Genomic DNA, 20234 nt, shown 5'->3' on the forward strand with positions numbered 1-20234 from the left:
GGCCGGCAGGTGCCGCCACTGGTCGACGGCGCGCAACCGACGGGCTCGATGCCAGGTTGAAAATGGTTCACTGACTCGCGTCCCGCCGACGGGACAGGGGTCGTACCGCCGACACTGGCCATAGCATGGCCCGGATGCGGTCTGCGGAGGCAATGGAGTTCAGAATTCTGGGCCCGGTCGAAGCTCAGGCAGGTGGGGCGGCACTCGACCTGGGCACGGCGAAGCAGCGGGCCATCCTCGCCGTCCTACTCATCGACGCCGACGCCCCCGTCAGCTTGGAATGCCTTGTCGACCGGGTCTGGGGGGATGCGCCGCCGCCCCAGGTCCGCAGGGTGGTGCAGGCGCACCTGAGCCGGATCCGGGCCGTGCTGGCCAGTGCGGCGCAGGTGACCGGCGAGCCGGTGGCCTTGTCCCGGCGCTCCAGCGCCTACCGCCTGCACATCGACCGTGACCGCGTCGACCTGCACCGCGTACGCGGTCTGGTACGTCAGGCCAAGTCGATGCCGGACTGCTCGCCGGAGCGTGCGGCACTACTGACGGAGGCGTTAGGCCGATGGCAGGGTGAGCCGCTGACCGGCGTGGCCGGTGACTGGTTCGCCAGGATGCGGGAGAGCCTCGTACAGAACCGGCTGGACCTGGTGGCCGAATGGGCCGACCTGCACATCGAACTGGGACGGCACCAGCCGGTGATCGAGCTGGTAGGCCCGTTGGCGGCCGAGCATCCGCTGCTGGAGTCATTGGCCGAACCGCTGATGCGGGCGCTGCATGCGATGGGCCGCCGGGGGCAGGCGCTCGCGTGCTACGCGCGAACCCGGTCCGGCCTGGCCGAGCAGTTGGGCGCCGACCCCGGCAGTGCGTTGCAGGCCGTGCACGCCGCCATCCTCCGGGGCGAGGAGTCCGACTCATCCGGCGCGGAACTCCGCAGCCCGTCCGCCCGGGTCACGGCGCACCGCCAGCTACGGCCGGATATCGGCGAGTTCGTCGGGCGCGCCCAGGAAATCGCGGCGCTCGTCTCCGCCGGCAGCGCGGCCGGGCGCCGCGACCGGGACACCGCCATGACCGCGGTGCTGATCGAGGGCATGGCCGGCGTCGGCAAGACCCGGCTCGCGCTGCACGCCGCGCACCGCCTTGTGGCCGGCGGGGACTTCGCCGACGGTCAGCTATACCTCGATCTCGGCGGGCGAGTGGCGCCCGAGACCGCCCTGGAGTCACTGCTCCGCCTGCTCGGGGTGGACGGTTCGGCCCTTCCCGGCGAGCTCGCCCAACGGTCGAGCCTGCTCCGGGACCGGCTGGCGGGGCGACGGGTGTTGCTTGTCTACGACGACGCGGCGGACGAGAAACAGTTGGAGCCGCTGTTGCCCGGCAGCTCGACGTGCATGGTGGTCGTCACGAGCCGGCGCGCTCTCGCCCTCCCGGGCCTGCGCACGCTCCACTTGGACGGTTTCACCATGGAGGAGGGGCTTGCGCTGCTCGGCACGGTCGCCGGCGGCACGCGGCTGATGGCCGAGCCGGAGGCGGCCGCGGCGGTGGTGGCCAGATGCGGTTACCTGCCGCTGGCCGTCGCTCTCGCCGCGCACCGGCTCCAGGCACGTCCCGCGTGGCCACTGGCCCACCTCGCCGATCGGCTTCGCGACCCGTCTCACGTGCTCGACGAGCTGACGATCGGTCAGTCATCGGTCGAACGGGTGATCGCCACGGCGTACGACATGCTCACTGCGCATCAGCAGCGCGTGCTGCGGCAATGCGCCCGTCAGCCCGGCACCGAGGTCAGCGCCGGTCCGATCGCCGCCGTGACCGGCGACCCGCCGACCTGGATCGACCGCAGTCTGGAAGCCCTGCTCGACCAGAACCTCCTCCGACAGCGCCGGGTCGGCCGTTACGAGATGCATGAACTCGTTCGGGCATTCGCGGCTCGTCGTGCACACGCCGGTGATCCGCCCGCCGCGCTGCGCGACGCGCCTAGCAAGTGCGTGCCGGCCACGTGACCGTCGAATCGTTCGCCTCGCCCAGAGCGGCAGCACCCGACGCAGGTCAACGGCCCGTACGAGGCGGGCCCGCGGCGGGACAGAACCATTCATCGTCTCCGGTCCACTATGGAGACCGCAACACCCCGCGGCTCCCCAACTGATGCGCGAAACGCCGACCCCGGTCCGCAGGAAAAGCACAGCAGAACCGAGGAGCGGGGCTGACAGGCTGAGTCCACTGTTCCGACGACGGGAAGGGAGATGATTGCCATGACGCGCAAGCCCACTCTTCGTAACGTCTGCTGATCGGTACCGGGCGTGGTGTGGTGCGCAGGCGCACCGCACCACGCCTGCCGGCGCAGGTCATGTCGCCGTCCTCGGAGGAGAATTGCCGAACCATCCGATCACCGCACCGTTGACCTTCGGGCAGTTGTCACTGCTGCGGTCGCTCCAGCAGCTCGGTCCGGCCGGTGCGACGGAGGTCAACCTGGCCCAGGCCTGGCGGTTGCCGCCGGACGCCGGCTTCGAGACGGCCGAGCGAATCTGGTACGACCTCGTCACCCACAACGAGTCGCTGCGGACCACCTACGAGTACGACACCGCGGAACCGGTCCAGATCGTGCACTCGGTGAGCCCTCAACCACTGCAGCGGATCGAGCTGCCCGGCGGCGGTGTGGAAGCGGCGACGGCCCACGTGGTCGGTATGGCCGCCCAACCGATGGCCGTCGACACCGACCTCCCGTGGCGGGCAGTGATCCTGACCGAATCGGGCCGACCCCGCTTTCTGGGCCTGACCGTTCACCACGTCGCGGTGGACATGATCGGAATGTCCACCCTGCGCGCGCAGTACGAGGCACTGATCAGCGGCCGGAATCTCGAAACCGGCTGCCAGCCTCGGGAGCTGGCGCGAGTGCAGATGGAGTCGCACGCCTGGCGACGTGAGGTGCTCGCCTACTGGGCGCAGGAATGGACGCGGTTGGCACCCGAGGACAGGCGGGGCGCGGACCCCACCGAACGGGTCCAAGCGGCGATGCGTTCGGTCGACGGACTGCGAGCCGCGCGCACGATCGCGGAACGGCTCGGGATTTCGCTCCAGTCGGTGGTATTGGGCGCCGTCTACCTGGTCCTGTGCCGGTTCACGGGACGTGACCGGGCCACCCTGGGGCTGACGTCGTCCAACCGGTACGACGAACGGTCGGCATCCGTCGTGAGTAGCATGAACCAGCTCGCACCCCTGACGATCGCGGTCGACCTCGCCGCCCACCCGCACGACTTCCTCACCCGGGTGTTCGAGAGCAGCATGGTGGCCTATGCGCATGGCTGCTACAGCGTCGATGAGTTGCACGATCACCTGGCCCGGCACGGTGTGCCGGATCCAGATCCCATGAAATTCGACTGCTATTTCAACTTCCTGGGCGACTCCGGGCGCGCGCCTGACAGCGATGGGCACGAGATCACGAGCATCGAGTGGCAGACCCCGGCACGACGGACCGGCCCCTCCCTGAGCCTGCTCGTCTCAACCGGTCCCGCGCTGCTGGTCGTGCTTCGTGCGAGCCGCCGCTACCTGGGCGACGGCGACGTTCCAGGGATCCTCGGCGGTGTGGAGTCGACACTGATCGAGATCGCCGCCGGACCGCCGGCTGACCTGGCCGCCGTGCGCGTCGAGCCGCGCGCCGAACTCCGGCAGACGTAAACATCTCCCCCGCGGGGTCGTATCGCGGAATGCCGGCCGGCCGCGGACGAATGAACCTTTTTCAACCTGGCATCGAGCCCGTCGGTTGCGCGCCGTCGGCCAGTGGCGGCACCTGCCGGCCTCGCCACGTTGAAAAGGTTCAATGGTGGCCGGTATCGCCCGGAAGGATGTATGCGACGGTGACCATCGAATACACGACTGCCCTGTGGGGTGGCGAGGCCAATCCGCCGTGTCTGATCGATGCGGTTGTGGCCGCGGCCCGGCGCCACCCGGACCGTCCGGCGTTGGTGACCGGCGAATCAGCCTTCACCTACGCTCAGTTGATGTCGTGGGCCGCCAGCATCGCCGATGACCTGGAACGAGCCGGCAGCCGAGCCGGTGAGCTGATAGGTGTCGCGTGCCCGCGCGGCGCCGAAGCGGTGGCAGCCATGGTCGCGGTGTTGCTCAGCGGCCGGGCATATGTGCCGCTCGACCTCGACTACCCGCGGTTGAGGCTGGAGCACATGCTGCGGGACAGTGGGGTCGGCGTGGTCTTGCACGCGGGCCCGGAGCTCGACCTGGCAGTGTCGGCGGTGACCGTGCCGGTGCGCCGGCCAGAGGTCGGCGAGCAGGTCGATAGCCGTTCGCCCCGTCTGTGGGACTGGGTCGCCAAGCACGAGCCCGACCTCCCCGGATATGTCATCTATACCTCAGGCTCGACCGGTTGGCCCAAGGGTGTGCTGCTCCAGCACAGGTGCCTGGACAATGTGGTGCAATGGCAGGCGGAGTGTTCGCCGGCGCCCGACCTGCGCACAGCCCAGTTCGCTCCGCTCAACTTCGACGTGTCGTTCCAGGAGATTTTCGGAACGCTCGGCGGCGGCGGCACGGTCGTGGTAATCCCGGAGCGACTCCGCCGGGATCCGGGGGAGATGCTGGATTGGCTCGCCGAGCAACGGGTCCAGCGGCTTTTCCTGCCGTACGTCGCTCTCCAGATGGTGGCGGTCGCGGCGGGCAACCGTGAGTCCGTCGCGGACCTGACGCTGGTAGAGATCAATGTGGCCGGTGAGCAATTGGTCTGTACGGAAGACATCCGAGAGTTCTTTCGCCGGCTGCCGACCTGTCGCCTGGTGAACCACTATGGTCAGAGTGAGAGCGCCATGGTCAGCTATCACATCCTCGGCCCGGACCCGAACGACTGGCCGACGATGGCCCCGATCGGGTCGCCGTTGCCCGGCTGCGAGTTGTTGATCGACACGGATGCCTCCGGTGACGGCACTGGTGAGTTGCTTGTCGCGGGAATGCCGGTTTCTCTCGGATACATCAACCAGCCAGAGCTGAACCGGCGCCGATTCATCCACGTGCCGGCGACCCGTCATGGACACCGTCAGCTCTTTCGCACCGGCGACCTCGTGCGATTCGAGGAGGGACACGCGCGCTACCTCACCCGTATGGACGAAGATGTGAAACTGCGTGGTATCCGTATCAACCTCACGGAGGTGGAGGCGCAGTTGCTCATGCTCCCGGAAGTCGCCTCGGCGACGGTCGTGCTCTCCGCCGTTCCCGGACGCCCGCGTGCGCTGCGCGCGGCGGTGGTGCTCAGGGATCCGGGATATCCGTTCGACGAGGATCGGGTCCGGGAGGCATTGGATCTCGTGTTGCCTGCGGTCTCCGTTCCCCTGTCGATTGTCGCGTTGGAGCGGATGCCCCGGACGCCGAGTGGCAAGGTGGACCGCGATGCCGTCGCCCAGGTGATCGAGGACGCCCTGTCGATCGGTCCGTCGCTGTAGGACAGGGTCTGGCCGCGCTCAAGGGTCTCCTTCACCACCGCCGCGGACCGGCCAACCCCTCCGTTCAACACAGGCAGTTCATGCCCGCGACTGCGCCACGATCCTTTGGTTCGCCCGCCTCGCGGCCGGCCTGACCTTGCAGCAGGTTGAACGGTTCATTCAGGACGTGGACTCCCGCGGCGTACCTGAGAAGAACGGCGTCGATGACGGCGAGGTGAAGAACGGGCTTAGATGAATCCGGGGTCGCCGCCCAGTTGGAGCGCGGAGTGCAGTCCCACCGTGCGCAGCGTGAAGGCCGCGCTGTTCGGCCAGGTGATCGGGTGCGTGGCGTTGAACGCGAGCAGATCGATGTTCGGTGCCCGGTCGGTGTTGACCGCGGCGATCATCTGCGGTGTCATCCCGGCCACACCGAACAGCAGGCCCGCCACGAGGCCCGCGACCAGCAGCGCGATCCCTTCGGTGAGGATCGCCAGGATCACCGCCACCAGCACACCCAGCACGATCAGCACGATCGTGGTCACCATCGACTCGATGGTCGTGCCGTGCTGCTCCACCGGGGTCCCCACCGGCCGGTACACCAGCGTCTGCTGGCCATGGGCGTTGGTGCCCAGGCCGATGGTGTAGCGGTGGACGGACTGGCACCACCCGGTGACCCCCAACCCCAGGTCGACCTTGGTGTACGCGTCGACCTGGATCACGGAGTTGACGATGGTGAGGGTGAAACGGGTCAGGTGCGGGGTGTAGCTGCGACCGTTGTGATGCACGTCGGGCAGGCGCACCGACGCGCCATCGGCGAGCGTGATGCTGTGGCCGTCGCTGCCGGGAACGAAGTCCGAGGTCCGGGCGTGACTCCACGCCAGGGGGATGGTCGGCAGGATCATGTCCTGCAGCAGCCGGCCTTCGCCGATGTTGAACCCGGCCCGGGTCCCGGCCGGAATGGCCAGCGGGGTCAGTTGCTGCGCGTTGTTCCCCGGTGGCCGGCCGCCGGTCATGCACAGCACGCCGAGGATGCCGTCGCGCCCGCTGTCGGTTTCCACGTACGCGTAGCTGAGGTATGTCGGCTTGCAGAACGCGAAGTCGCCGCTGTCGATGTACCGGTTCAGTTCGACTGTCGCGAAGACGTGCGCGAATTGGTCGAGATGATCATTGCACCAGCCGACGAGTGCGCCTTCGATGAGGTACTTCGCCACCGCCTGGGACGGCTCGGCCCCGGCCCAGTCGACGGCCACCAGCGCCGCGACCGGGTCCGCCGGGTCTTCGGTGGCCGACCGCGGCACCAGATCGTGGGGCACCGGCCCGGGTCGTGCCGGGTCCACCGGCACCGGAGCGGGCTGTGGCAGATAGTGCAGCCGGATCTGGACGGTCGCTGTCATCGCGGGATGACTGAACGTCACGGCTGCGTCCGGGCCAGGGTAGGAGCCGCGTACGTCGCTGATCGGAAGGCTGAGCCAGATGTTCGCACCGTCCCCGCCCAGGGTGATCTGCCAGTCCCCGAACTCTCCGCGGCAACTGATGCCCCAGGACTCGTCCCGGAACTCGAAGCCGGCCGGGGAGGAGCGGTGGTCCACGATCGCCCGGTTGGCGTCGGTCAGCGAGATGGCGAAGACGGTGTCCCAGCCGAACGTGTCGACGGTCTGGGTGCCGCCGTCTGTGGCGGCCTTGGCCGTCGAAACATCGCTGGCCGCAGAGGTGTCAAGGGTTGCCGGGGCGCCACGGGGCGCGATCCGACGGGCCCCGACCGGCGTGCTGGACCGGGCCGTCGTGTGGGACCGGGTCGTCGTGTGGGACTGGGTCGTCGTGTGGGACTGGGTCGTCGTGTGAGGCGCGGCCGCCGAACGGGACCGGGTCATCGCATGGGCGGTGCGGGGACCGCCCACCCTGGGAATGTCGAGCAGCTTGCCCGGCAGGGCCGCGCGCACATCATCGGGCACGTCGGTGGCGGAGCCGCTCACAACCGGCTCCCGGCGGGTCTGCGGGAGCCCGCGGCGTCCCGCCCGATCGAGCGGGACGCCACGCTCATGGGCGGTCGGCCGGAGGGGTCGATGGCGTTCACGATGGTGTATCTCCTCGCGTTGTCATGGTCCTGGACTGGCACGGGCGTGGTGGCCCGCCCGCTCGGCGGGCCACCATGGAACCCGGTCAGGTGCTGAGTTCGCCCCGGATCACCAGCGGACCCTGGAGGCCGGCGGTCGACGGCTTCCACGTGTCGCCGACGTTCGGGAACGTCGTGGAGCCGATGCATTGGGCGGCGAACTTGTCGAACGCGGGGATCTTCTCCACGTCGCCGTCGGCCACCGCCTTGGTGATCTCGCCGATAAGACCGACCGGGGTGGCGAGAATGCTGCCGATCATGCCGCCGAAGATCTTCCACTTGTTGGCGAGCAACGCGGTGGTGAACTTCTGGTAGTAGCTGGGGTTGGCTGCGTGGGCTATCGACTCGGCCGCCGCAGAGGCGGCCTCCCGCTCGGCTGCCCGCACTGCCTGACTTCCGGCCTCCCCGACGACCTCCTCGATGGCGGCCTCGCTGACCTGCACCGCACCCTCGGTGGCCGACGTGACACCCTTCTGGGCCGCGCTACCCAGCCGGGCACCGAGGGCACTGCCGATGCAGGCGAGCGCGATGCCGACGGCCACGCCAAGGACGATCTCGAAGATCAGCACATCCTTGTCGGAGATGACCGAGGCGGTGACGGTCTTGGTGCCCACCCCCTCCTTCGGCACGAAGATGTACCCCTGCGGGGCTTCCTGCAACTCGAAGGCGAACTCCTGGACGTAGTTCATGTGGACGGTGATGTGGCCCGGTCCGTGCCAGCCCGGCCAGTCGAAGGTGGCGTCGGTAACCTCCACCCGGACGAACTCGCCCTTCAAGCCGATCTGGAATTTGTTCTTCGCGATTCTCGGCTGGACCCGGTCACCGTTGTCCAGTTCGAAGTTGCCCCAGATGACGTCGTTCTTGTTGGCGACCCACAGGTTGTCGTTGATGATCTCGAAGTCGCTCGCGTCCGAGCCCTGGATGCAGTGAATCGCGCCGGGCAGCAGCAGCTTGGACGTCACCCGCTCCGGAGCGATCGCGAATGCGGAGTTGGCGGTCGCCGGCATGTCGGCCAGCAGGCGCGAGTCGATGCTCTGCGACAGGTTCGGGTTGTCCGACGTGGTGCGCCCCTCGGTCAGGCACAGCGAACCGAACACGCTGTGGTCCGGGGAGTCGTCGATGGCGTCCGCACAGGCGTAGCTGACGTCGGTCGGTTTGAGCCACTGGTAGTCCCCGACGTCGGCAAGCGTATTGATCACCGTCACCGCGAACACGTGGTTGAACTCCTCGATGTGGGCGTTGAACCAATCGAGGAACAGCCCGGGAACCACGTATTTCCACAGCCCGGTAAGGGTGTCGAACGAGGTCGAGATGAGCGACACCGCCGGACGGGCCGGTGTGCCCGCGGTGCGCACCGGCATCTTCACCGGCGTGCCACCGGTCCCGGTCGGGTCCTCGTAGACGTATGACGGGTCGGGAATCAGGTCGAGCTGGACCAGGATCTCCACCCAGCCACCGGAGAGGTCGATGTTCTCGGTCCCGTCGGTGGCGGTGCCGGTCAAAATGGGGCAGCGCATCTGAACGTTGTGGCCGTCGCCGCCGGTGGACAGTTGCCAGTCCGACCAGTCGCCGGACAGTTCCAGGCCGGTCTCGGTCTGGGCGAAGTCCGGTGGCGTGGTCTTCGACTTGACGATGGCTTCGTTGAGCTTCGTGTAGTTCACCGCGAACACGGTGTCCCAGCCGAAGAGGGTGAGCATCGGGGGTGCCATTCGTTCTCCCATCACGATGGTGGTGCGTGCTCGGTATCTGGTGGTGCGTTGTTGCCGGTCGGGTGTGTGGTGCTGATCCAGCGGGCGCCGGGCGCCGCCGGTGTCGGTGTGGACGTGCCGCGTTGCCGGGCAGGCAGCCCGGCCGGTGTGTGCTCCGGCGTGGTGGACCCCGGAGGCGACCTGTCAGTCCGCCGCGGCGAAGGCGCCGCGCAGGTAGAACGCGTTCGACAGACCGGCTTCCTGGACGTCGAATGTGGACAGTCCTTGCCAGTGCACGGCGATGGGCGCGACGGCGGCGATGGACAGCTTGCCGTCGGTGCCCAGCGACGAGCTGACGGAGTTGGCCACGCCGGTGGTGACACCGGTGGTCACGCCGTAGACGATGCCCAGCACCACCGGGCCACCGATCCCGCCAATCCACTTTTCCCACTTCGGGATGTGGATGTCATAGTGATGGCTGGGCTTCGGGTCGGTCGCGAAACTGATCTTCCCCTTGGCCGTGTCGTACCGGCAGATGTTGGACGCGCCAAGGCTGAAGTTGACGTACGCCTTGCGCAGTCCGGTGATGTCGAACCTGCCGGAAGCGGCCGAGACGACCCGGTTGCCGTCCACCCGGATGGTGAGGGAGGTCAGGTAGGGGTGGTAGTCGATCAGCCCTCGGCGGAACGTTCCGCAACTGAGCCGCCCATTGTTGTGCACCTCGCCGTCGCGCGCCACGAAGTTGCCCGGCTTGGCGCCATGCCCGTAGGCAGACGGCAGCGCCGGCATCACGACGTGTGATAGGAAAAGATCCGGCGAGATCATGAAGCACAGCGGGTGCTCGCCGGTCAGCAGCGAGGTGTCGATGGCGCGCGGCAGCTTCGAGGTGTCCCGGGGCGTCACGACCGATAGGACCCCGAGGTAGCCGGTGTCGCCGGCAGCCGGCTGCACGTACACGTAGTCGTACGCGTGCGGGGCCAGCCAGCTTGCCGAACCGGGCGGCACCAGGTTGACGCTGGCGAAGATGTACGCCAGTTCTTCTCGGTGGGCGATGAGGCAAGCGGGTAGCACGTCGTGCAGCACACCCCAGGCCGGGCTGCCGGGCGGCACCTTACCGGTGGCGTCCGCGGTGATGGTGGTGACCGCGCCCGGGGTGGCGTCGCCCGGTCCGGCACCCGGGACTTGCAGATCGAAGACCAGGTCCTGAACGGTCGAGGTCGATACGCTGTCGATGAAAGCGAGTTGCAGTTCCATCTGCGGGACAACGCCGGCCAGGTCGTACGATCTGCCCGCCAGGGTCAGCTTGCCGCTCACGATGGGGGTCTGGAATCGCAACCGCTTGTTCGACCCGCCCGGCACCAGTTGCCAAGGGCCGAACACCCCCTCGACCCGCACGTCGCCGTCGCTGTAAACGAATTCCGTGACCAGGTCACCTGTATTGTTCCGCAATCCGACGTTGACCTGGTCCATCGCGCAGACGAAGACCGTGTCCCAGCCCATGGTGTCCAAATTCCCCTCCTCATTGAAGCTTTTCAACCCGGCATCGAGCCCGTCGGTTGCGCGCCGTCGACCAGCGGCGGCATCTGCCGGCCTCGCCACGTTGAAGAGGTTCATTCTTCGCACGTATCCGCCGGTTAGCGCACAGCGTCCTTCGACTGCGCATTCCACTGTGGGGAGTAATGCTCGCGGAGTCATGACGTATACCTGAGGGATATATGAGGAAAATGAGCGAGCTTCCAAGCGTCCCATAGCTGACCAATCGTTTGTCAAAAAGGCGACAGTGGGTCGCTGTGAAAGGTGCTAGTTAACGACCCGCGAATTGGTTCGCATGAGCGGGATCGTCGGCTCGGCCGCTTGCGCCGATCAAGTCGGGTCGGCCGATCCGGGCCGGATCGACGCACTCGCCGACGGCGCTCACCCCGCCGGCCACCTCACTTCCGGGGAGGTAGCCCTCCCCGGAAGCCGGAGCTGCCCAGGGTGCCGCGCCGGATGACGGCTGATCGCTGCCATGTGGCAGCGAACGTAACGGACGCCCCCGTCCACTTCGCTGGTCCTGGTGGTTAATGTCGCCCGCCTGTTTCGGCCGTAGATTAAACACCTTTCCCGTACGTGCCCGGAATAGGCGGACGTCGGTATGGTCAGGGTGTGCGCGGAATCATTCTCGCGGGCGGCACCGGGACGCGATTGTGGCCGGTGACCCGTTCCGTGTCCAAACAGCTCATGCCGGTTTTCGACAAGCCGATGATCTATTACCCGCTGTCCGTTCTGATCGACAACGGCATCCGCGAGATAATGATCATCACGACGCCCCGGGAACACGACCAGTTCCGTGGCCTGCTCGGCGACGGCAGCCAGTGGGGCATCCGGATCGAGTATGGGCTCCAGGAGAGGCCGGAGGGGATCGCCCAGGCGTTCCTGATCGCCGAGAGGTTCCTGGACGGCCGTCCGGTCGTGCTGATCCTCGGGGACAACCTGTTCCACGGCATCGACTTCCGCGATCGCACCGGCGGCCCGGAGATGACCGGCGGGCACATCTTCGCCTATCCGGTTGTCGACCCCTCGGCCTACGGCGTCGTCGAGTTCGACGAGTCCGGCCACGTTCTGTCCATCGTGGAGAAACCCCGAAATCCGCTTTCCCGGTACGCCGTTCCCGGGCTGTACCTCTACGACGCCGACGTGGTGAAGATCGCCCAGTCGCTGACGCCCAGCGCCCGCGGCGAACTCGAGATCACCGCGGTCAACGAGGAGTACCGCCGACGGGGCACGCTGACCGTCAGCGTGCTCGGCCGGGGCGCGGTGTGGCTGGACACCGGCACCTTTTCCGACCTGGTCCACGCCGCCGAATACGTCCGGGTGATCGAACAGCGTCAGGGCCTCAAGGTGGGCTGCGTCGACGAATCCGCCTGGCGGGCCGGGCTGATCACCGACGACCAACTGCGCTCGCTGGCCGATCCACTGACCCGCAGCGGATACGGCGAGTACCTGCACGGCCTGCTCGAATGGCGGACCGGCACCGGGAGGATCGCATGAGATTCGATGCCGCCTCGATCGACGGCGTCTGGGTGGTGACTCCGCGCCGGCACGAGGATCACCGCGGGGTGTTCCTTGAGTGGTACCGGGCCGACCTGCTGGCCGAGACCGCCGGGCGGGAGCTGCCGCTGGCCCAGGCCAACATCTCGGTGTCGGCGCGGGGGGCGATCCGCGGCATCCACTTCGCCGACTCGCCGCCTGGCCAGGCCAAGTACGTGACCTGCGTGAGCGGGGCCATCATGGATGTGGTGGTCGACATCCGGGTGGGGTCGCCGACCTTCGGGCACTGGGAGGGCATCCGGCTCGACGACCGTGAGCGGCGCGCGGTCTACCTGGCCGACGGGCTCGGGCACGGCTTCTGCGCGCTCACCCCGGCGGCCACCGTGCTCTACATGACCTCGTCCCGATACGACCCGGGGGTCGAGCGGGCCCTCGACCCCCTTGACCCGGCCGTCGGTATCCGATGGCCCACCGGCGACCCGGTGCTCTCCGACCGCGACCGTGCCGCCCCCACGCTGGCCGAATTGCAGGCCCGTGACCTGCTGCCCGGCATGCACGTGGTTCCGCATCGGTGACCACTCCTGTCACTTTGCTGTCCTCGCCGGCGGTCCACGACATTCGGCCCGAGCTTAAGGAAGATGCGCATTCCCGGTCGCTCCCCCTAATGTCGCATCGGCCGGTCCGGGCCAATTCCCAGAAAGGGAGAACCCCTGTGGCCAGATATCTGCTCGCGCCGTTTCCGCTGCACGGTCACGTCGTGCCGATGGTCGCGCTGGCGGCCGAGCTGATCGCCCGCAACCACCACGTCGAGGTGTTGATCAGCGAGCCGTTTGCCGAGGTGTTCCGCGAGGTCGGCGGCCGGGTCACGGTGATACCGATCCGCGCCCGGGGAGGGGTTCCCGAACAGCGCACGCTCGGGCATCGGGTACGGCGGGTCCGTCGCATGTGGGAGGTGTTCCGAGAGCGACGGCGGCTCGGCCGTACTCTGATCGAGGGTTGGTGGTCGTCGGATCCGGACGTGGTTGTCGCGGACATCATGGCAATCTGGGCTGTCCGTGCCGCCGTCACGACGGGTACGCCGTACGCATCGTTCCATGCGGCTTATGCGGTGAACGAGGCCGTGCTGCTCGACGAGGTCGACCGGAACATGGGTCCGCGGGCGGCCCGGGTGGTCCGCGGGCTCGGGCTTGCCAAGATCCAGCCGGGGCTGGGCCGCAAGGTCGCCGCAGGGGCCACGATCGCGCTGGTCAACACCGTGCCCGAGCTGCAGCCGGGGCGCGATTCGTTCGACTCCCGCTACCACTTCGTAGGGCCGTTGCGCCGCTCGCCGAGCGAGATCGGCGACACCGACCTGCCCTGGGACCGGATCGCGGCGGAGCGGTCGATCTACGTGTCGACCGGCACGGTGTTCACCCGCGGGCCGGAGTTCTTCCGCAAGATCGCAAACGCCTTCGCGGGCACGCCGTGGCTCGTTGTGCTGGCCACCTCGCATACCGACCCGGCCTCCCTGGGACCGCTGCCGGAGAACGTGATCGCCCGACGCCACCTGCCGCAGTCGGCCGTGCTGGAGCGGGTTGACGTGTTCCTCACACACGCCGGGATGAACTCCGCGCTGGAGGGCCTGGTGCTGGGGAAACCCATGGTGCTGGTGCCGCGGGCGTCCGATCAGCAGGAGAGCGCCCGGCGGCTGGTCGAGATCGGGGTGGGGGAGCTGGTTCCAGCCGCCAGTGAGGGTGCGGCGTTCGTGGCGGCGGCCGACCGGGTGCTGGCCGACGCGAGTATCCGGGCCCGGCTCGGCGAGATCTCGGGGCGGATGGGCCGGGTGAACGGGCCGTCGGCGGCGGCGGATCTCCTGGAGAAAGTCGCGGTCGCTCAGGTGCAGCCCTAGCGCTACCGCCGACGGATCAGGCAAACCGTTTCGGTCGGTCCGGTGGCCGTGCGCACCTCGCTGGGCGCGCTGGCACAGCGTCCGCTCCGCTGTCAAACGGCGGGCGGCGCTGTCGCGCGGCGGGTCAGGAAGCCGACGAGCTGGTCGTGCCAGTGCGGCTGGTCGGGCAGGCCGGCCGCGGCCCAGCGCGTGTGCGCGAGCACGGTGTACTCGGGCCGTGGCGCGGACGGGTCGTACTCGGCGGTGGTGACCGGCAAGACCAGGTCAGGATCGGCCCCGGCCAGCGCGAACGCCGCCCGGGCCAGCTCGTACCAGCTCGCGTGGCCGGCCGACGTGCCGTGGTAGATGCCGGGGGCTGCGGTGCCACGCCGGCCAGCGCGGCCGAGCGCGATGATCTGCCGGGCCAGCGCGGGTATCGAAGTCGGCTGGCCGCGCTGGTCTGTCACCACGTTGACCGGCTCGCCGCGGCGGCCCCGGCCCAGCACCGACACGAGAAAGTCCGGGCCGTCGTCGCCGTACAGCCAACTGGTCCGTACGACGTGGCCCAGCTCGGGCAACTCGGTCAGGAGTGCCTGCTCACCGGCGAGCTTGCTCCGCCCGTACGCGTTGATCGGCTCGGCCGGGGCGTCCTCGCGGTAGGGGATGCGCGCGCGTCCGGAGAACACGTAGCCGGTGGAGACGTGGATCAGCCGGACCGACCGGCGGGCGCAGGCGCGGGCCAGCCGCCGCACGGCGTGGCTGTTGATCTCGGTCGCGGACGGCTCGTCCTTCTCCGCGCCGTCGACGTCGGTCCAAGCCGCGGCATTGACCACGATGTCGTGGGCGTCCAGCAGGTCGAACGAGGTAGCCGGATCGGTCAGGTCGAGCGTCCGGCGGTCGGCGGCGGTCGTCTCGACGTCGTCGCGGGCGGTCAGCAAGCGCACCAACTCCCGTCCCAGCCGCCCGTTCGCGCCGGTGACCAGCCAGCGTTCCCCGGCGCTCATGATGCCAGCGCCGGAGTCGTCGACAGGGGCTCCCACCAGCCGCGATGCTCGGCGTACCAGCTCACGGTGGCGGCCAGCCCGTCGGCGAACGTGATGCGCGGCGCGTAGCCCAGCTCGCGGCTGATCTTGGTGATGTCCAGCGAGTAACGGCGGTCGTGCCCCTTGCGATCCTCCACCGGCACGACGCTCGACCAGTCCCGGCCGGTCAGAGCGAGCAGTCGGCCGGTCAGCTCGCGGTTGGTGATCTCGGTGCCGCCGCCGATGTGGTAGGTCTCGCCGGGGCGACCGCCGGCCAGCAGCAGCGCGAGCGCCCGGCAGTGGTCGTCGACGTGCAGCCAGTCCCGCACGTTGCCGCCGTCGCCGTACAGCGGGACCGTACGCCCGTCGAGCAGCCGGGTGACGAAGTGCGGGATCACCTTCTCGGGATGCTGGTTAGGGCCGTAGTTGTTCGAGCAGCGGCTCACCACCACCGGCAGTCCGTGCGTACGGTGGTAGGCGAGCGCGAGCATGTCCGACCCGGCCTTCGCGGCCGAGTACGGCGAGTTCGGGTCGAGCCGGGCCGACTCGTCCCACGACCCGGCCGGGATCGACCCGTACACCTCGTCGGTCGACACATGCAGGAACTTCTCGACGCCGTGGCGCAGCGCCGTCTCCAGCAGCACTCGGGTGCCGAGCACGTTCGTGGTGAGGAAATCCGCGTCGGCCCGGATCGACCGGTCCACATGGGTCTCGGCCGCGAAGTGGACGACCGCGTCATGCCCGGGCAGCACCTCGGCGACGATCCGCGGATCCGCGATGTCGCCCCGCACGAACCGCAGCCGCGGATTGGCGGCCACCGGGTCGAGGTTGCGGCGGTTACCGGCATAGGTCAGCTTGTCCAGAACGGTAAGGCCGTCGCAGTTCGGGCCGGGTAACTCACCACTGAGCGCGGCGCGCACGAAACGGCACCCGATGAATCCCGCCCCGCCGGTCACCAACAGTCGCATGCCGACAAGATAGTCGCGCCGCACGGAAACCGTCCTGAACATTCGCCGTGCATTTCATGACGGTGGTCAGAGGTCTCTTTTGAACCCATTGTCAAGCGACCGTTGAACAGCCCGATCCGAGCGGCGAAGCGTTCCTGTCGTGGAACGAATCCGCATCGAATCGGGGGTGCCGATGAAATCGCCGATGAGCTCGTACCAGCTCGCGTGGCCAGCCGATGTGCGTGGTAGACGCCGTAGCGGGCGATAGAGTCGCCAGCCCGAGTACGTGGCGTCGTCGACGCGCACGGATTTCCCGTGAACCAACAGTCATCACCTCTCCGGCGATCTGCGTGCGGGCGTGCCGGAGCTCACGGACGCGGGGGACGTATGGTGCCGGGGTGACGCAACCCATGAGTGCTCCGCACCGTGGCCGTCCGGCCATGCCGGACGGCTACGGTCTGCCGACCACCGACGACGGCATGCTCGCCTGGGCGGATGTGGAGGCCAGACTGGTGACCGCCACCGCCTACTGGCTGGCCACCGTGCGGCCCGACGGGACCCCGCATGTGGTGCCCCGCTGGGGCGTGTGGCTCGACCATCGCTTCTGGTACGACGGCGCCCCCACTACCCGGCACGCGAGGAACCTGGCGAGCAACCCGTCGTGTGCGCTGCACCTGGAGAGCGGCACCGAGGCCGTGATCGTCGACGGGACGTCCGCGGCGACCCGGGCACCAGCCGCGACGCTCGGCACCCGACTGGCTGAGGCGTTCGCGAAGTACCACGACCTCGGTTACCAGCCGGCCGCTGACGCCTGGGACGGGGCCGACGGTGGTGGCCTGCGGGTGCTCACCCCGCGGCGGGCCCTCGCCTGGTTCAGCTTCCCGAGCGACGCCACCCGGTTCACCTTCCCCCCTGCCACGGCAGCACCCTCCTGATCGTGCCTGGACGGACGGAGCCCCGGTGGTCCAGGCAGCGGATCGTCCTCACCGCGCGAAGGTCAAGAGTCCACGTACCGGGGTTCCACACCGTTTCGAACGGCCTCCCGGCCGGAAAGCCGGGAGGCCGGGGGAGTCAGGTCGGGGGAGTCAGGTCGGGTCGCTCTCGTAGTCCGGACGGATCGCCAGTTCGCCGGCCGCCCACATCCGCTTGGTCTCCGTCAGACAGTCCGCCTCGGAGTCCACCCGGTCGGCGAGCTCCAGACCGATCCGGTTGTTTTTCTCGTCGGCCCGGTTGTCGGCGTCCGTGCCGGGAAGCGCCTCCTCGTGAGCAGTGCCCATATCCTTGGCGAACTTTTCACCGAGCCGCTTCTTCAGCACGCACTGCCAGTACACATGCCGCACCGCGTTCTGCTCCTCGGGATCGGTCATGTGCTCGACTTCCTTGTAGACCATGGCGTGGACGCCGAGCCAGCGAAAGAGGTTCTGCGGCTGCTTGAGGATGACAATGACCTCCTTCAGGGAGATGTTCTTGCCGAGGAGCCAGATGTAGTGCCCGATCACCGCGAGGGCGGCCGACGGGTCCTTGGCCGCTTTCACGTCGCCGGTGACCTTGTTCAAGATCCGCGAGATGTCCGCCATGCTCTGCGCGTTGCTGTGCGGCGTGCCGGAGAAGTCGACCAGCGCGACTCCGCCGGCCACCAACCCGATCAGCCCCGCCACGGGCAGGGTCAGGGTCACCACCCCCATCACGGTGGCGACGGTGGCGAGGCCCAGGAACGCCGTAGCCTCCAGCAGGCCGCGAGGTTCCAGGCCCGTGCGGGCCAGCTTCTCCCGCGTCTTGACCATCGTGTCGTAGTAGTCGGCGCTGGGAACGGCGTTGCACTCGCAGTGGTACCGGGCGCCGCTGGGGGCGCTCATCAGCATGGTGTATTCCCCCGGCTGCGGGTCCTTGACGACCAGGCAGCGCACGGAGGAGCCGTGCATGACGACGGTCAGGTTGTCCTCTCGCACGTCGCGGTCGTAGTAGTTCCCTTTCGGGTCCCTGATCGTCATGACCACGCCGTCGGGGAAGTCGGTGGAGTCGCTGTCGCGGGTGAGCGCCGCGTAAAGGTACGGGGTGCCCGGCTCGACGGTCATCGTGCTCATGAGGTGCTGCCAGGTCACGTTGCCGCCGGGCGGCGACACGGTGCTCATCGTGCAGTAGAAACAGCCGTTGTCGCCGATGGCGTGACCGACCCGGACCGGAACGTCGTCGCCGCCGTTCTTGACGTCGAAGAAGCCCCAGAAACCGCCGATGCCCTGGTCGTCGTGGGCTGAGGGTTTGTCGAAGTACTGACCGGCGACCAGGGCGGGCGTCTTCTCCGAGGAGCCGACCCAGTCGCCGCCGAAGGTGGGCAGGCCCCACAGCCGCGCCGAGTACCGGGTGTAGCCCACCGGCGTCACGTCCGCGGTCGTCATGTGGCCCCAGTTCCAGTCCGGGACGTCCGGGTCCTCGAAGACGTCGAACTCGCCCCACAGGCCCATGGCGCCCTTGTCGACGATGCGGGTCGGCCGGTTGAAGTACTGCCGCTTGATCACGGCGGGGGCACGCTTGGCAGCGCTCACCCAGTCTTCCCCGTCCGGCACGTTCCACAGCCGGGCCGAATATTGGCGCACGCCGTCGAGGACGAACCCGTCGTCCTTGAACTGGTAGTCCGAGTCGGAGCCGCCGAGGAATCCGGTCGAGTCCCACAGGTACTGGCCCGGCCGCTCCTCCAGCGGGTCCTCCGAGGGCAACGCCGGCGGGATGATCGGGTTTCCGGAGGCACGGTAGAGGGCCTTGATGATGCTCTTGTTGTCGTCCCAGACGTCGTTGGAGAGTTCCCAGATGATGACGCCCTGCGCGCCGACGTCCTTGAGGAAGTTCAGCTTCGCGACCGCGGTGTCGGGGGTTTCGAAATAGATGTTGTTGGCGTAGGGATAATTGCCCGGCGGCAGCGGTTCGGCGAGAGCCGGACGGGGCGTGCTGCCCGGCACCGCGATGTGCGCGTCCCGGGCGGTGTTCGCGTCCGGGAAATCGGCGAGGATGTCCTTGTAACGGACCGCCTTGTAGCCGCTGGGCACCAGCCCGGTGACGTCGTCCGGCTCCTTGCCGTGTGCGAAGTCGTAACCGTAGATCGGCACGCCCGCCGCGACCTTGTGCCGGGGGAAGTTCTGCCCCTCGCCCTGCCAGTTGACGAACATCGGATTCGTCCAGTACCAGAGGGTGTCCTCGACCGAGAGGATCGGGTTGTTCTCCGGGCCGCCGCCGGGCCACGGCCCCTGCTGTTCGTCGGCGTAGGACTCCAGGTAGACGTCGGACTTGCGGATCGAGGACGTCGACTCGGGCCGGATCGAGTGCAGGGCCGTGTGCGGCCCGACCGGCGACTTGTCCCAGGAGCCGGTGAGGTCATAAGTCATGATCGACAACCAGTCGACGTGGTCGGCGAGCGCCGCGTCGTAGTTGTTGCCGTACCAGGAGGTGCCGAACGTCGCCGCCGAGACGAGCTTGCCCGGCATGGCCTCCTTCAGCTTCTTCGCGAACTGCACCAGCGCGCGCCCGGCGGGGTGCGGGCCGTCTGCCTTGGCCCGGCCGCCCTGGTCGGCGTCGCCGGGCTTGCCCCACCAGCACTCCAAGTCGAGGTCGACGCCGTCCAGCCGGTGCACGTCGACGAAGGCAGCGATCGCGGCCACCGCCTGATCGAGCTGGGGCAGGCCCGGGTTGTTCCCGGCCGCCGTCATCAGGTTGAGGAACCCGTAGTCGTTCGCGCCGCCGATCGCGATCATGATCTTCGTGCCGTGCGCCCGGCCCGTGCGGACCACATCGGGCAGCACCGAGAGCACCTCATCGACCGACGCGCCGTCGAACTCGCCGAGCCGGGTTTCGCTGAAGGTCAGGAAAGAGATCAGCCCGTGGGTGATGTACTGAAACATCTCCCCTTTCGCATAATTGAAGCCTTCCTGCTTACGCCAGGTCGGGATGTAGGCGATGATCTTCGCCTGCTCGGTGCGCTGGTGCGGGGTCCGGTCGTACAACTCGTCGAAGAACCGCCAGCCGTTGGAGTTGGCGTCACCCACCCCGGGCTCCGAGGCCCAGAACGCGGCACGGAAAATGTTTCCCTTGTGTTTCACCACCGAACCGGTCTGGTAGCCCTCGGGTTTCTCCGTCCAGTCCGGAACTTGTGGATAATCGCTTGAGAGGCCCATCG

At 68.2% G+C, this 20234-nt stretch carries 13 protein-coding genes; 7 read left to right on the forward strand and 6 right to left on the reverse strand.

The genetic code is table 11. From position 1 onward, the window contains the following. Positions 1-134 precede the first annotated feature (134 nt). The 3 genes from IEY73_RS01555 to IEY73_RS01565 all read left to right on the forward strand — a co-directional run bounded on the left by IEY73_RS01555 (position 135) and on the right by IEY73_RS01565 (position 5423). Entirely contained in the window at positions 135-1985 is a 1851-nt protein-coding gene (locus IEY73_RS01555) for an AfsR/SARP family transcriptional regulator (RefSeq protein ID WP_189077193.1), read from the forward strand. Positions 1986-2352: 367 nt separating this feature from the next. Continuing rightward, on the forward strand, positions 2353-3657 hold the full coding sequence (locus tag IEY73_RS01560) for a condensation domain-containing protein (protein ID WP_189077194.1): 1305 nt from the start codon (positions 2353-2355) through the stop codon (positions 3655-3657). A 179-nt stretch (positions 3658-3836) separates the two neighbouring features. Continuing rightward, positions 3837-5423 carry an AMP-binding protein gene (locus IEY73_RS01565; RefSeq protein ID WP_229715346.1) on the forward strand — a complete coding sequence of 529 codons (1587 nt, stop codon included), beginning with the start codon at positions 3837-3839 and terminating at the stop codon, positions 5421-5423. 227 nt (positions 5424-5650) lie between these two features. On the opposite strand, the gene IEY73_RS01570 is transcribed toward IEY73_RS01565, so the two are convergent. The 3 genes from IEY73_RS01570 to IEY73_RS01580 all read right to left on the reverse strand — a co-directional run bounded on the left by IEY73_RS01570 (position 5651) and on the right by IEY73_RS01580 (position 10703). Beyond that, positions 5651-7375 (reverse strand): TULIP family P47-like protein, encoded by a 1725-nt coding sequence (locus IEY73_RS01570; RefSeq protein ID WP_189077196.1) that lies wholly within the window; start codon positions 7373-7375, stop codon positions 5651-5653. A gap of 187 nt (positions 7376-7562) precedes the next feature. Continuing rightward, entirely contained in the window at positions 7563-9224 is a 1662-nt protein-coding gene (locus tag IEY73_RS01575) for a TULIP family P47-like protein (RefSeq protein ID WP_189077197.1), read from the reverse strand. 183 nt (positions 9225-9407) lie between these two features. Continuing rightward, entirely contained in the window at positions 9408-10703 is a 1296-nt protein-coding gene (locus IEY73_RS01580; RefSeq protein ID WP_229715514.1) for a TULIP family P47-like protein, read from the reverse strand. A gap of 645 nt (positions 10704-11348) precedes the next feature. On the opposite strand from IEY73_RS01580, the gene rfbA reads away from it, so the two are divergent. The 3 genes from rfbA to IEY73_RS01595 all read left to right on the forward strand — a co-directional run bounded on the left by rfbA (position 11349) and on the right by IEY73_RS01595 (position 14121). Further along, positions 11349-12233, forward strand: a complete 885-nt coding sequence (gene rfbA / locus IEY73_RS01585; protein ID WP_189077199.1) for a glucose-1-phosphate thymidylyltransferase RfbA — start codon at positions 11349-11351, stop codon at positions 12231-12233. Beyond that, a complete protein-coding gene (locus IEY73_RS01590; RefSeq protein WP_189077200.1) occupies positions 12230-12808 on the forward strand; it encodes a dTDP-4-dehydrorhamnose 3,5-epimerase family protein in 579 nt (192 codons plus the stop codon). The genes rfbA and IEY73_RS01590 overlap by 4 nt, the downstream gene beginning before the upstream one ends. A 137-nt stretch (positions 12809-12945) precedes the next feature. Beyond that, positions 12946-14121: a nucleotide disphospho-sugar-binding domain-containing protein gene (locus IEY73_RS01595; RefSeq protein WP_189077201.1), complete on the forward strand. Its 1176-nt coding sequence runs from the start codon at positions 12946-12948 to the stop codon at positions 14119-14121. Between the two features lie 92 nt (positions 14122-14213). Here IEY73_RS01595 and rfbD read toward each other — a convergent pair whose 3' ends face one another. Then, positions 14214-15140 carry a dTDP-4-dehydrorhamnose reductase gene (gene rfbD, locus IEY73_RS01600; protein WP_229715348.1) on the reverse strand — a complete coding sequence of 309 codons (927 nt, stop codon included), beginning with the start codon at positions 15138-15140 and terminating at the stop codon, positions 14214-14216. Next, complete coding sequence (gene rfbB / locus IEY73_RS01605; RefSeq protein WP_189077202.1) at positions 15101-16090, reverse strand: dTDP-glucose 4,6-dehydratase; 990 nt, start codon at positions 16088-16090, stop codon at positions 15101-15103. Before rfbB ends, rfbD begins: the two co-directional genes overlap by 40 nt. A 389-nt stretch (positions 16091-16479) precedes the next feature. On the opposite strand from rfbB, the gene IEY73_RS01610 reads away from it, so the two are divergent. Beyond that, positions 16480-17004, forward strand: a complete 525-nt coding sequence (locus IEY73_RS01610) for a pyridoxamine 5'-phosphate oxidase family protein (RefSeq protein ID WP_189077203.1) — start codon at positions 16480-16482, stop codon at positions 17002-17004. Between the two features lie 150 nt (positions 17005-17154). On the opposite strand, the gene IEY73_RS01615 is transcribed toward IEY73_RS01610, so the two are convergent. Beyond that, a complete protein-coding gene (locus IEY73_RS01615) occupies positions 17155-20232 on the reverse strand; it encodes a glycoside hydrolase family 18 protein (protein ID WP_189077204.1) in 3078 nt (1025 codons plus the stop codon). Positions 20233-20234 lie beyond the last annotated feature (2 nt).

The organism is Mangrovihabitans endophyticus, from assembly GCF_014646155.1.
Taxonomy (GTDB): domain Bacteria; phylum Actinomycetota; class Actinomycetes; order Mycobacteriales; family Micromonosporaceae; genus Actinoplanes; species Actinoplanes endophyticus.

What these genes read in the sequence shown, in the direction of transcription:
- IEY73_RS01555 (WP_189077193.1), top strand. Translation starts at nt 135, where the DNA reads ATGCGGTCTGCGGAGGCAATGGAGTTCAGAATTCTGGGCCCGGTCGAA.
- IEY73_RS01575 (WP_189077197.1), bottom strand. Translation starts at nt 9,224, where the DNA reads ATGGCACCCCCGATGCTCACCCTCTTCGGCTGGGACACCGTGTTCGCG.
- IEY73_RS01580 (WP_229715514.1), bottom strand. Translation starts at nt 10,703, where the DNA reads ATGGGCTGGGACACGGTCTTCGTCTGCGCGATGGACCAGGTCAACGTC.
- IEY73_RS01590 (WP_189077200.1), top strand. Translation starts at nt 12,230, where the DNA reads ATGAGATTCGATGCCGCCTCGATCGACGGCGTCTGGGTGGTGACTCCG.
- rfbB (WP_189077202.1), bottom strand. Translation starts at nt 16,090, where the DNA reads ATGCGACTGTTGGTGACCGGCGGGGCGGGATTCATCGGGTGCCGTTTC.
- IEY73_RS01610 (WP_189077203.1), top strand. Translation starts at nt 16,480, where the DNA reads ATGAGTGCTCCGCACCGTGGCCGTCCGGCCATGCCGGACGGCTACGGT.
- IEY73_RS01615 (WP_189077204.1), bottom strand. Translation starts at nt 20,232, where the DNA reads ATGGGCCTCTCAAGCGATTATCCACAAGTTCCGGACTGGACGGAGAAA.